14 protein-coding genes are annotated in these 12,443 nt (G+C 61.6%); 2 read left to right on the top strand and 12 right to left on the bottom strand.

Going from position 1 to position 12,443, the window contains the following annotated elements:
- Entirely contained in the window at positions 1-1,515 is a 1,515-nt protein-coding gene (locus tag AC0TNG_RS11100; RefSeq protein WP_023334199.1) for a sugar ABC transporter ATP-binding protein, read from the bottom strand.
- A gap of 125 nt (positions 1,516-1,640) precedes the next feature.
- Here AC0TNG_RS11100 and AC0TNG_RS11095 point away from each other — a divergent pair, with 125 nt between their 5' ends.
- The gene (locus tag AC0TNG_RS11095; protein WP_473712490.1) at positions 1,641-3,920 is read left to right on the top strand and encodes an ATP-binding protein; all 2,280 of its coding nucleotides are present in this window, start codon (positions 1,641-1,643) and stop codon (positions 3,918-3,920) included.
- 69 nt (positions 3,921-3,989) lie between these two features.
- Positions 3,990-4,313: a DDRRRQL repeat protein YjdP gene (gene yjdP, locus AC0TNG_RS11090; RefSeq protein WP_032650638.1), complete on the top strand. Its 324-nt coding sequence runs from the start codon at positions 3,990-3,992 to the stop codon at positions 4,311-4,313.
- Between the two features lie 52 nt (positions 4,314-4,365).
- On the opposite strand, the gene phnP is transcribed toward yjdP, so the two are convergent.
- The 11 genes from phnP to phnF form a co-directional block, all read right to left on the bottom strand.
- Entirely contained in the window at positions 4,366-5,124 is a 759-nt protein-coding gene (phnP, locus tag AC0TNG_RS11085) for a phosphonate metabolism protein PhnP (RefSeq protein ID WP_473712489.1), read from the bottom strand.
- Between the two features lie 9 nt (positions 5,125-5,133).
- Positions 5,134-5,568 carry an aminoalkylphosphonate N-acetyltransferase gene (phnO, locus tag AC0TNG_RS11080; protein WP_248166338.1) on the bottom strand — a complete coding sequence of 145 codons (435 nt, stop codon included), beginning with the start codon at positions 5,566-5,568 and terminating at the stop codon, positions 5,134-5,136.
- Entirely contained in the window at positions 5,561-6,112 is a 552-nt protein-coding gene (phnN, locus tag AC0TNG_RS11075; RefSeq protein WP_090420717.1) for a ribose 1,5-bisphosphokinase, read from the bottom strand. Before phnN ends, phnO begins: the two co-directional genes overlap by 8 nt.
- Positions 6,109-7,245 (bottom strand): alpha-D-ribose 1-methylphosphonate 5-triphosphate diphosphatase, encoded by a 1,137-nt coding sequence (gene phnM / locus AC0TNG_RS11070; protein WP_473712488.1) that lies wholly within the window; start codon positions 7,243-7,245, stop codon positions 6,109-6,111. Before phnM ends, phnN begins: the two co-directional genes overlap by 4 nt.
- A complete protein-coding gene (gene phnL / locus AC0TNG_RS11065; protein ID WP_473712487.1) occupies positions 7,242-7,922 on the bottom strand; it encodes a phosphonate C-P lyase system protein PhnL in 681 nt (226 codons plus the stop codon). The genes phnM and phnL overlap by 4 nt, the downstream gene beginning before the upstream one ends.
- A 106-nt stretch (positions 7,923-8,028) precedes the next feature.
- Positions 8,029-8,784 carry a phosphonate C-P lyase system protein PhnK gene (phnK, locus tag AC0TNG_RS11060; protein WP_473712486.1) on the bottom strand — a complete coding sequence of 252 codons (756 nt, stop codon included), beginning with the start codon at positions 8,782-8,784 and terminating at the stop codon, positions 8,029-8,031.
- Positions 8,781-9,626 (bottom strand): alpha-D-ribose 1-methylphosphonate 5-phosphate C-P-lyase PhnJ, encoded by an 846-nt coding sequence (locus AC0TNG_RS11055; protein WP_048990321.1) that lies wholly within the window; start codon positions 9,624-9,626, stop codon positions 8,781-8,783. The genes phnK and AC0TNG_RS11055 overlap by 4 nt, the downstream gene beginning before the upstream one ends.
- Positions 9,619-10,683, bottom strand: coding sequence for a carbon-phosphorus lyase complex subunit (locus AC0TNG_RS11050; RefSeq protein WP_290094314.1), 1,065 nt, complete (start codon positions 10,681-10,683; stop codon positions 9,619-9,621). The genes AC0TNG_RS11055 and AC0TNG_RS11050 overlap by 8 nt, the downstream gene beginning before the upstream one ends.
- Complete coding sequence (gene phnH / locus AC0TNG_RS11045) at positions 10,683-11,267, bottom strand: phosphonate C-P lyase system protein PhnH (RefSeq protein WP_048990324.1); 585 nt, start codon at positions 11,265-11,267, stop codon at positions 10,683-10,685. The genes AC0TNG_RS11050 and phnH overlap by 1 nt, the downstream gene beginning before the upstream one ends.
- The gene (gene phnG / locus AC0TNG_RS11040; RefSeq protein WP_148768856.1) at positions 11,264-11,716 is read right to left on the bottom strand and encodes a phosphonate C-P lyase system protein PhnG; all 453 of its coding nucleotides are present in this window, start codon (positions 11,714-11,716) and stop codon (positions 11,264-11,266) included. The genes phnH and phnG overlap by 4 nt, the downstream gene beginning before the upstream one ends.
- The gene (phnF, locus tag AC0TNG_RS11035; RefSeq protein ID WP_032650653.1) at positions 11,717-12,442 is read right to left on the bottom strand and encodes a phosphonate metabolism transcriptional regulator PhnF; all 726 of its coding nucleotides are present in this window, start codon (positions 12,440-12,442) and stop codon (positions 11,717-11,719) included.
- Position 12,443: the final 1 nt, after the last annotated feature.

Here is a 12,443-nt window from a genome sequence, read left to right as displayed (position 1 = left end):
TTACACCGCCTGATGATGAGTGTCGTTCACGCCGGTTGCCAGCGTCATGATGTTTTCCTGAGAGATGTCGCGCCCGTGGAGCTCGCCCGCAATGCTGCCTTCACGCATCACGTACACCCTGTCGCTCATCCCCACCACTTCCGGCAGCTCGCTGGAGATCATCAAAATCGCCACCCCTTTGCGCGCCATCTGGTTCATGATGCGGTAGATCTCGCTTTTCGCGCCGACGTCCACGCCGCGGGTGGGTTCGTCCAGAATCAGAATGCGCGGACCGATGGCCACCCAGCGGGAGATCAGCAGCTTTTGCTGGTTGCCGCCCGAGAGCCCGCCCGCGCGCACCTGCGAATGCGGCACGCGGATGTTGAGCAGGGCAATGGCATCATCGGAAATCGACTGGGCTTTTTTACGGTTTAGCATGCCGAAGGTGGCGTCGCGTTCCAGCGTCGCCATGGTGATGTTCTCCTGCGCCGCCAGCTCCAGAAACAACCCCTGCTCCTTGCGGTTTTCGGTGAGAAAACCGATGCCGTTTTCGATGGCCGCGCGCGGGGAGTGGATCACCACCGGCTCTCCGTCGACCTCAATCATGCCGCCGGTGGCTTTACGTACGCCGAAGATAAGCTGCGCCAGCTCGGAGCGTCCGGCCCCGACCAACCCCGCCAGCCCGACGATTTCGCCGGAACGCACCTGCAGGCTGCAGGGCTGTACTTTTTTACCGTCGGTGAGGTGGTGCACGTTGAGGCGCGGGCTGCCGAGGGGAATGTCACGCTCCTTGTTGAACAGGTCGCTTAGCGGGCGGCCCACCATCATGCGCACCAGCTCAGAGGCATTCAGCTTGTCGCGCGTCAGGCTGCCGACGTATTGCCCGTCGCGCAGAACGCTGACGCGGTCAGAGAGTTCATACACTTCGGCCATGCGGTGGCTGATATAGATGATCGCCATCCCTTCATCGCGCAGGCGCAAAATCAGTTCGAACAGACGATGCGTTTCCCGCGAGGAGAGGGCGGCGGTGGGTTCATCCATCACCAGAATGCGGCTGTTGCGGTGCAGCGCGCGGGCGATCTCCACCTGCTGCTGCTCGGCGATGGTCAGCTTCATCACCAGGTCGGTGGCGCTGAACTGCGCGCCGAGACGGTCAATCACCGCCTGCGCCTGGGCGGCCATCTCTTTGCGCTGCACCATCCCGCCGCGCGACAGCTCGCTGCCGAGGAAGATATTTTCGGCAACGGTCAGATTGGGCGCGAGCTGCATCTCCTGATAAATCAGGGTGATGCCTGCGGCCAGCGCATCTTTCGGCCCTTTAATGTGAAACGGCTGGCCATCGATCAGGATCTCGCCGCTGGTGGCGGTATAGGCTCCGGCGAGGATTTTCATCAGCGTACTTTTTCCCGCGCCGTTTTCCCCCATCAGCGCGTGGATCTCACCGGGGAAAACCGTCAAATCCACACCCTTGAGCGCGTGGAAACTGCCAAACGTTTTGGCAATGCTGCGCATCTCTAATACCGGGGTTCTGCTCATGGCGGATCTCCTGTGAATGCCGATTTCTGCACTTCATCACAGGTGCGTAAATGCAAAATGTCAGAAGCTGTTCATATTTGTCATAGTTATGAATAGCTAATGTGGATCACAGTTACGGAGTCAACATGTCTTCACGCCCCCCGTTTTTCGCCAGCGCCCGCGGTCGCCTGCTGATATTTAATCTGCTGGTGGTCGCCGTGACGCTGATGGTGAGCGGCGTGGCGGTGCTAGGCTTTCGTCACGCCAGTCAAATCCAGGAGCAGGTTCAGCAGCAAACGCTGGATGACATGACCGGCAGCATGAACCTGGCCCGTGATACCGCCAACGTGGCGACGGCGGCGGTGCGGCTCTCGCAGGTCGTCGGGGCGCTGGAGTACAAAGGCGAAGCCGAGCGCCTGAAGCAGATGCAAATGGCGCTGCGCCGCTCGCTGGAACAGCTTGCCGATGCGCCGCTGGCGCAGCAGGAGCCGGCGCTGGTGGCGCGCATTATTCAGCGAAGCAATGAGTTGCAGCAGAGCGTGACGGAGATGCTTGAGCGCGGGCAGCGACGCCATCTGGAACGTAACGCGCTGCTCAGCTCGCTATATCAAAGCCAGAGCTACCTGCGTCATCTGCAGGACATCAACCGCCGCTATGGCAGCAATGTTCCGGATGCGCAGCAGCTGATGGAGATGGATCGGCTGATCGCTGCTGCCATCGACACCCCTTCGCCGCGCGCGACCGTTCATCAACTGGACGCAGTGGCCGCAACGCTGCCCCGAAATGCCGTACAGCCGGTCGTGAAGGAGGTTTTGCCTGATTTTAATGCCGAGCTAGGCAAGCTCGCCCCGCTGTCGAAGCAACTGGAGGAGAGCGATCTGGCGATAAGCTGGTATATGTTCCACATCAAGGCGCTGGTGGCGATCCTCAATAGCGACATCAATCAGTACGTCGGGCAGGTGGCGCAGGCCTCCCGGCTTCGTACTGACCAGAGTCATCACGAGCTGCAATCCATCAGCGTGTTTATCAGCATCTTCGCCATCCTGGCGCTGATCATCACCGGGTGCGCCTGCTGGTATATCTACCGCAATCTGGCCTCTAACCTGACGGCCATTTCCCGGGCGATGTCGCGCCTTGCTCACGGCGAACAGGATGTTTCCGTTCCCGCCCTCCAGCGGCGCGATGAGCTGGGTGAACTGGCGCGCGCGTTTAACGTTTTTGCCCGCAATACCGCCTCGCTTGAGCACACCACGCGTCTGCTGAAAGAAAAAACCACGCAGATGGAGATCGACCGCGTCGAGCGTCAGGGGCTGGAAGAGGCGCTGCTACATAGCCAGAAGATGAAGGCAGTCGGACAGCTGACCGGCGGGCTGGCGCATGATTTTAATAACCTGCTGGCGGTGATCATCGGCAGCCTTGAGCTCACCGACCCCGAATCAAAAGATGCGCCGCGCATTACCCGGGCGCTGAAGGCGGCCGAGCGTGGCGCCTTACTGACCCAGCGCCTGCTGGCGTTTTCCCGCAAGCAATCCCTGACGCCACATGCGGTAGAGATGCTGCCGCTGCTGGAGAACCTTCGGGAACTGATGCGCCACTCCTTGCCCGCCACCCTGACCCTGGAGATTGAAGCGCAATCGCCGGCCTGGCCCGCGTGGATAGACGTCAGCCAGTTGGAAAACGCCATCATCAACCTGGTGATGAACGCCCGCGATGCGATGGAAGGGCAAAGCGGGGTGATTAAAATTCGCACCTGGAATCAGCGCGTCACCCGCAGCGACGGTCGCAGGCAGGATATGGTGGCGCTGGAGGTCATTGACCGCGGCAGCGGCATGTCGCAGGAGGTGAAATCCCGGGTCTTTGAACCGTTCTTCACCACCAAGCAGACCGGAAGCGGGAGCGGGTTAGGCCTGTCGATGGTCTATGGCTTTGTGCGCCAGTCCGGTGGGCGCGTGGAGATTGAAAGCGCGCCGGGGCAGGGGACGACCGTGCGGCTTCACCTCCCGCGCTCGACGCAGCCCGCCGCTGCAGTTGATGAAGCGCTGTCAGCCACCGCCTCCGTCGAGAGCGAGCGCCTGGTGCTGGTGCTGGAAGATGAGGCGGATGTCCGTCAGACCCTGTGCGAGCAGCTGCATCAGCTTGGCTACCTGACGCTTGAAGCGGACAACGGCGAGCAGGCGCTGAGCATGCTGGCGGCATCACCGGATATTGGCATGTTTATCAGCGACCTGATGTTGCCCGGCAGCCTCAGCGGAGCCGAGGTGATAAACCATGTGCGTAATCATTATCCGCAGCTTCCGGTGCTGCTGATCAGCGGCCAGGATTTACGACCCACGCATAACCCTCAGTTGCCGGACGTTCCGTTACTGCGTAAGCCGTTTACGCGGGTGCAGCTGGCGCAGGCGCTGCGGAAAATGATGGTAATTTGAGATTCCTCCGCTACCCCAGTTCCCTGCCGTTCATTATCGTAAGGTCAGTTCACCTGCGAGTCTGGCCTTATGAAACGTTACTCAACTGCTCTGTTATTCGGTCTGCTGTCACTCACCAGCCAACTGGCTCATGCCGATATTGTTGATGATGCTATTGGCAACATTCAGCAGGCGATCAACGATGCCTATAATCCCAGCAGCAGTCGCAGCAGCAGCGATGACGATCGTTATGACCGCAGCCGTCAAATCGACAGCAGACAGTACGACGATCGTCGTCGACAGCTTGAGGACAGACGACGCCGTTTAGACGAGCGCCAGCGACAGCTGGATGACGATCGCCGTCGGTTAGAAGAGGATGAGCGCAGGTTAGAGGACGATTACGATCGAGGCTAAGTGCGGCCTGTTCCCCTCACCCCAACCCTCTCCCACGGGAGAGGGAGAAAACCTAATCCAGCATCAGCACCATCCCGTCATACCCCGCTTCAATGCCGTCGGGCAGCGGATTATCCATCATCCACACGTCAAACTGATGGCTGATGTGGGTCAGGATCACCTGCGGGCAGCCAATCGCCTCGTTTAGCGCCATCACGGTATTTAAGTCGCAATGGTTTCGCGGCGTCTCGTCGCGCGGTTCATGGCTGCAGTCGATAATCATCGCCTGCGGCTGATTGTTGAGCAGGAACTTCACTGTTTTTTCCGGCAGCCCGGCGGTGTCGGAAAGCCAGGCCACGCGGCTGTGGGCCGATTCCAGTAAATACCCGAAGGTCAGTTTTGAATGGTTGAGCGGCAGCGGCGTAACCCGCATCCCCTGAAGTTCAAACATCACAAACGGTTCGACCGTGTGGCTGAAATCCAGAATCCCCGGGTGTTTAAACAGGTCGTCGCATCCTGCTTCGTCCGGCGGACCGTAAACCGGAATCGTCGCGCCAACGCCCCAGCGCAGGGGGAAGAGACCCTGAACGTGATCCATATGGTAATGTGTGAGCAAAAACTGCTGGAAGCTGCCTGCGGGCCAGTCGTCCATCAGGTGCGGAATGCCCGCGTCCAGCAGCGTCACCGCATCGTTGAATTTGACCACCGCGCTACAGGGGCGACGGCGATAGGTCTCCTGCAGGCGCGCCCGGCGACACGCCGCGCAGTCGCAGCCAAAGACCGGCACGAGTTGCGCGCTTCCGGTTCCCGTTAACGTGATCGTCAGACTCATAACGCACCTCTACAGCGGTTTGGTGAATCGGAAATGGCTCTGCGTGTATCCTTCACGAACGTAAAAACGGTGCGCGTCTGTGCGCTTCACGCTGGTGGAAAGTTCGGTCAGCTCCGCGCCGGCCTGCCGTGCCACCTCTTCCGCCCAGGCCAGCAGCTGGCTTCCCACCTTTAACCCACGCGCCTGCGGCATCACCACCAGCTCCTGGATTTCGCCGATCCAGCGCGCGTGATGGAGGTGAAACTGCATATGCAGGCCGATCATGCCGACAACATGTCCGCCCAGCTCGGCAAGCTGGTAGCGCATATTGTGATCCTTGAGGTTGGCAAGAAATCCGGCGTGGAACGCCTGATGGTCGAACTCTGCCTGTTTCAGTTCGCAGATCAGGGCATAGACAATCTGCGCATCGTCGGCAGTAGCGGGGCGAAGCTGGCAGTCAGGCATGCTGTTTCTCCTTCTGACGGATAAGCGATAAAAAGGTATCGACTGACTGTAGCAAACTTCCGTCGTTATTGAGGATGTGGCAGTCGGACGGGGCATAGCGGGCCGCACGCTCTAGCCGCTGATCGATCTCACGGGCTGATTCACGCCCCCGGCTCTGCAACCGGCTGCGCAGAACGTCCGGCGAAACCTGCAGACAGACCGGTAGCAGGGCTGCTCCATAGCGGGCGCGCGCCTGCGGAAGATGCGCCCGCGAGCCGTTAACCAGCACATCGAACCCCGCATGCAGCCACAGATCGGTCTCAATACCGATCCCGTAGTAATAGCCGTTGGCATGCCAGCTCAGCGCCAGCAGGTTTTGCCCGGCACGGATGAAAAACTCCTGCTCGCTCAGGGCGATATGGTTTTCACTCCCTGCATTGGCCGCGCGGGTAATATAGCGGTGCGCCACCAGCAGCTGCGGATGTTCCCGCTGCCGTAAGGCGGACAGCAGGCTGTCCTTACCGGAACCTGAAGGCCCCATTAGCCAGATTAATCTCCCCATCAGAACACCCTTTTTCCCTGACGCCAGACGTGGTCGATATGAACGTGCTCGCCCTTACGGTGGGCGAGTACCAGGTCCGCACGTTTCCCTTCGGCAATTTCTCCGCGATCGTGAAGGTTAAGCGCCGAGGCTGGGTTTTTCGTCACCAGGCGAATCGCCTGCGGCAGTGTAAAGCGGTTGCCCTCGTCGTCGGCCACTCGGAACGCCGCATCCAGCAGGCTGGCGGGGTAGTAGTCGGACGAGAGGATATCCAGCAGGCCGAGGGAAGCGAGCTTGCTTGCCGCAACGTTGCCGGAGTGCGAGCCGCCGCGCACGATATTTGGCGCGCCCATCAGCACGTTCATGCCGTGCTTGCGGGAGGCTTCAGCCGCTTCAAACGTGGTGGGAAATTCGGCGATCACGCTGCCAAGCTGGTGGGATTCAAGCACGTGATCGTGCGTGGCGTCGTCATGGCTGGCCAGCGCGATATTGCGGTCCCGGCACATCGCGGCAATCCTGAGGCGGTTAGGCTGTGACCATTGTGCCGCAAGCGCCAGCTGCTCTTCTTCGTAACGGGCCATCTCCGCATCGCTGAGAGAATATTTCCCCTGATAGTATTCGCGATATTTCTCAATATTGGCGAACTGACGCTGTCCCGGCGAGTGATCCATCAGAGAGACCAGCGAGACCGGCTCGCGCCCGACCAGTTTTTCAAACAACGGCAGGGTGGTGTGGTGCGGCAGCTCGCAGCGCAGGTGCAGACGGTGCTCGGCGCGGTTGAGGCCGCGTTTTTGCGTCTCCTCCACGGCGTTGATCATCTTCTCCAGATTCTCCAGGCGATCGCCGCCGTCGCGCACGTCGCCAATGGCCACCGCGTCCAGTACGGTAGTGATGCCGCTGGCGACCATCAGCGCGTCGTGGCTGCTCATGGCTGAATGGGCGGGCCAGTCCACCTTCGGACGCGGGGTGAAGAATTTGTCCAGATTGTCGGTATGCAGTTCAATCAGCCCCGGCAGCAGCCAGCCGCCGTCACCGTCCATCGCTTCAGGGGTACGGCTTTGGGTTTCGGCAAAGGCGCGAATAACGCCTTCATGGACTTCAACCGAGCCATCAACGACTTCATTTTCCAGCACCAGCTTGACGTTATTGATAATCATACGGGAGTCCCCATCGGGTGCAGTCTGTCTGCGACGCGGGTGCGAACGGTCTCGTCGTGGAAGATCCCGACGATCGCCGCCCCGCGCGCTTTGGCCTGTTCGATCAGCGCCACTACGGCCGCGCTGTTTTTATCGTCGAGCGAGGCGGTGGGTTCATCCAGCAGCAGAATCGGGTAGTCGACGATAAAGCCGCGGGCGATATTGACGCGCTGCTGCTCGCCGCCGGAAAAGGTCGACGGGGCGAGGTGCCACAGGCGCTCGGGCACGTTGAGGCGCGTCAGCAGGCTGGCGGCTTTGGCGGCGCAGGTTTCGCGCGGCACGCCGAGATCCAGCAGGGGCTGCATCACCACGTCCAGGGCGGAGATCCGCGGGATCACCCGCAGAAACTGGCTCACCCAGCCGATCGTCGAGCGCCGCACCTCCAGCACTTTACGCGCGGGGGCCTGTACCAGATCCACCCACTCATCATTGTGGCGAATGTGAATATGGCCTTCGTCGGGCAGATAGTTGGCATACAGGGAGCGCAGCAGGGTCGATTTTCCGCTGCCGGAGTGGCCGTGCAGCACCACGCATTCGCCGCGATTCACCTCCAGAGAGGCATTTTGCAGCACCGGCAGACGCACGCCGTTTTGCTGGTGGAGCACAAAGGTCTTACTTACGTTTTGTACGTGGATCATGTTGGCCTCGCGATTCGTTTTGCCGGGTGGCGGCTACGCCTTACCCGGCCTACAGGTGCGCTATTCATAGGCTGGGTAAGCGCAGCGCCACCCGGCAGCAGCAACCTCAGTTCTGCAACACGGACGACACCAGCAGTTGGGTGTAGGGATGGTGGGGATCGTCGAGCACGCGGTCGGTTAACCCACTTTCCACCACCTGACCCTGCTTCATCACCAGCAGACGGTCCGCCAGCAGGCGCGCAACGCCCAGATCGTGGGTGACAATGACCACCGCAAGGTTCAGCTCTACCACCAGGCCGCGCAGCAGGTCGAGCAGGCGCGCCTGCACGGAGACGTCCAGCCCGCCGGTGGGTTCATCCATAAACACCAGCTTCGGATGGGTCACCAGGTTGCGGGCAATCTGCAGGCGCTGCTGCATACCGCCGGAGAAGGTGGTGGGCAGGTCGTCGATGCGCGAGGCGGGGATTTCAACTTCTTCCAGCCAGTGCTGCGCCGTAGCGCGGATATTGCCGTAATGGCGCGCGCCGGTGGCCATCAGGCGTTCGCCGATGTTGCCGCCCGCCGAGACCTGACGGCGCAGGCCGTCCATCGGGTGCTGATGCACCACGCCCCACTCGGTGCGCAGCAGACGGCGGCGCTCGGCCTCGCTCATGCCGTAGAGGGAGTATCCCTGATAGAGTATCTCGCCGTGTTGCGGCGCGAGGCGCGCGGAGATGGACTTCAGCAGGGTGGTTTTGCCGGAGCCGGACTCGCCGACGATCCCCAGTACTTCGCCCGGCCACAGCTCAAACGACACGTCGCTGAAGCCTTTGCCCGGCGCATACAGGTGGGTCAGGTTGTTAACCGAAAGCAGCGGTTTCATTGGCCGTTCGCCTCGCTCTGTTGGCGGCAGAAATCGGTGTCGGAACAGACAAACATCCGTTTGCCCGTGTCATCCAGCACCACTTCATCCAGATAGCTGTGTTTGGATCCGCAGATGGCGCACGGCTCGTCCCACTCCTGCACCGTAAACGGGTGATCGTCGAAATCCAGGCTTTCGACACGCGTGTAGGGCGGGACGGCGTAGATGCGTTTCTCGCGTCCGGCGCCGAACAGCTGCAGGGCGGGCATCATGTCCATCTTCGGGTTATCGAATTTCGGGATCGGCGACGGATCCATGACGTAGCGCCCATTCACCTTCACCGGGTAGGCATAGGTGGTGGCGATATGGCCGAAGCGGGCAATATCCTCATACAGCTTCACCTGCATGACGCCGTACTCTTCCAGGGCGTGCATGGTGCGGGTTTCGGTTTCGCGCGGCTCGATAAAGCGCAGCGGCTCCGGAATTGGCACCTGGAAAATCAAAATCTGATCTTCAGCGAGCGGGGTTTCCGGAATGCGGTGACGGGTCTGGATCAGCGTCGCGTCTTCGGTTTTTTCCGTGGTCGCGACGCCCGTTACCCGCTGAAAGAAACTGCGAATCGACACAGCGTTGGTGGTGTCGTCGGCGCCCTGGTCGATGACCTTCAGCACGTCCGCCTCGCCGATCACGCTGGCGGTGATCTGAATACCGCCCGTGCCCCAGCCGTAGGGCATCGGCATTTCGCGGCCGCCGAACGGCACCTGATAGCCCGGAATGGCCACCGCTTTTAAGATGGCGCGGCGGATCATGCGTTTGGTTTGCTCATCCAGATAGGCAAAGTTGTAGCCGCTTAAGTTAGCCATGTTTGCGCTCCCGTTGCAGGCGTTTCAGCAGTTCCAGTTCGGCCTGGAAATCGACGTAGTGCGGCAGCTTGAGGTGCGAGACAAAGCCCGCGGCCTCAACGTTATCCGCGTGGGCCAGCACGAACTCTTCGTCCTGCGCCGGGCCTGCAACGTGCTCGCCGTAGTCCGGCGCCTGCAGGGCGCGGTCGACCAGCGCCATCGCCATGGCCTTGCGCTCGCCGAGGCCAAACACCAGCCCGTAGCCGCGGGTAAAGTGCGGGTCTTCATTTTCGGGCGCGACAAATCCGTTAACCATTTCGCATTCGGTCATCAGCAGTTCGCCGACGTTGACGGCAAATCCCAGCTCTTCCGGCACGATTTCGACGTCGATATAGCCGCTGCGGATCTCGGCCGCAAACGGGTGGTTGCGCCCGTAGCCGCGCTGGGTGGAGTAGGCCAGCGCCAGCAGATAGCCTTCGTCGCCGCGCATCAGCTGCTGCAGGCGGGACGAGCGCGAGCACGGGTAAACCGGCGGCGTGCGGGTGATGTCATCCGGCTGCGCGTCTGAATCCTCTTCCGCCTTCGCCAGACCCTGTTTCGCCAGCAGGCTGAAAACGTGCGGAGACGGTTCCTGTTCGGCATCAGAGGTACTGAGCGGCGGGGTTTCGCCGTTCGCCAGCAGGGTAAAATCCAGCAGGCGATGGGTGTAGTCACAGGTAGGGCCAAGCAGCTGGCCGCCGGGGATGTCTTTGTAAACGGCAGAAATGCGGCGCTCCAGGCGCATCTCCGCCGTGTTCACCGGCTCGCTGACCGCCAGTTTGGCAAGCGTGGTGCGGTAGGCGCGCAGCAGGAATATCGCTTCCACGTTATCGCCGCTGGCCTGCTTCAGGGCCAGCGCCGCCAGCTCGCGGTCGGCGATGCCGCCCTCGGTCATCACCCGGTCGACGGCGAGGTTTAGCTGCTGTTCAATCTGGGCGACGCTCAGCTCGGGCAGCTGTTCATCGCCCCGTCGTCTGTGCGCCTGCAGCGCATGGGCGGCGGCGATAGCCTTCTCGCCCCCTTTGACGGCAACGTACATCAGCACACCTCCACATGGGTGGTCCGCGGGATCGCCAGCAGGCGCTCGCCGCAGGTCAGGATCAGGTCAATGCCCAGCGGGAACGGATGCGGGCGCTCGGTCAGCTCGTGAATGATGCACTCCGGCAGCTGCGGCGCGACCATGCGCTCGTCGGCGATGCCTGCACCCGTGAGGCGCAGCATGCGGCCGCCGCTCAGGCTGGAGACCTGCAAAATCAGCGTGGCGCTGGTCTCCGGGGCGACGGCGCTGCCTTCGCTCAGGTCGTTGAGCTGCTCGTGGCTGATGTGCTCGTCGGCCACGGCAAAGACCGCCTGCCGGGGCTGATCGACCAGCGGGGCGCCGGTGTGAAAGCGCAGGTTCTGGCTGGCGATGTCGTTCGACAGCGCGCCCGAAAGCCATACCGGGGTGTCGTTATCGGCAAGCGTCAGCAGCACGCTGGTGGTTGCCAGATTCAGCGGCAGCCAGCCCTGGGAGAGCTGGTGCAGCGAAACAATCACGCCCGGCTCGCTCATCGCTTTCAGCAGGCGACGAAAACTGTGTTGGGCATCCTGGACTGCCAGGGTAAAAGCAGGTTGAAGCGTCATGCGTTGTCTCCGCGAACGAGCGTAAAGAAGTCGACCCGGCTGGTGTTCACTTCGGCCTGACGTGCGGCAATGCGCGCGGCGCGGTCGGCTTCCAGCGGGGCAATAAGGGTTTCCATCAGCGTCTGGAAATAGGACTGTTCCTGTAAAAGCGCGTCGATCACCGCGCAGCGCTCGGCGTGGGCTTTATCACGCCCGAGCACGTAGCTGTAGCCCAGCGTGCCGCTGTTCAGACGGATCGCTGCGCGGGTGAGGGTGGCGTCTCCGGCGAAAAAGCGCTCGCCGGTGCCGCCCATGCGCGCCTGGATCTGAACGAGGCCGATCTCCGGGGCGCGGAGGGTGTCGTAATCAGGTGCCAGACTAAGGGCGCTCATGCGGGCAGAGAGCGCGGCAGGCTGGCTGTGGGCCAGCACGCGCATCCAGCGCTGTCGGGTGGCGGTGTCGAAGTGCATTCAGTGCTCCATGGTGAATTCGATCATGTCGGCGCGGGTCAGGCTGACGGAGTATTCCGTCGCGTTGATCTCGCCGTCACGGTGGTTGAGGGTGCGTACGCAGAGCAGCGGGGCCATATTGGGAATTTCGAGCACCTTGCTCTCTTTCGCCTGCGCGCGACGGGCGCTGATGCGCGTCTGGGTGCGCTTGAGCGCAATGCCTGTCGCATCCTGAAGAAAATCATGCAGCGACCCGCTGGAGAAATTCTGCAGCACGGGCCAGAGGGCTAGATCCGCGAAGTAATGGTCTATCTGGCACACCGCCACGCCGTTAACGCGACGCAGGGTGCGCAGGTGGATGACGTTATCGCCCTCCTGAATCCCCAGCGCGTCCGCCACGTGGCTGGAGGCCGGACGCAATACCGAGAGCAGCTTTTCGCTGGTCGGGTGGCTGCCCTGATCAAGCAGGTTCTGGCTAAAGCGCGCCTGGGCGTTAAGCGGGTAGTCGAACGGGCGCATCAGCACCAGCACGCCCACGCCCTGACGGCGCTGGACCCAGCCGCGCTCGACCAGCTGGTCAATGGCGCGGCGCAGGGTGTGTCGGTTCACCTCATAGCGGTCGGCAAGCTGCTGCTCGGCGGGGAGGTAGTCTCCACAGCGGTAGTGCGTGCGCAACTCCACTTCGAGCTTTGCCGCAATCTCTTGCCAGCGAGTGGGGTAACTGGTCGGATGTCTGGATAAGTGCATA

The organism is Enterobacter sp. PL_is514 (genome assembly GCF_055816715.1).
Note: the sequence above shows the minus strand (reverse complement) of the source record. Positions and strands in the feature narration are given on the sequence as shown.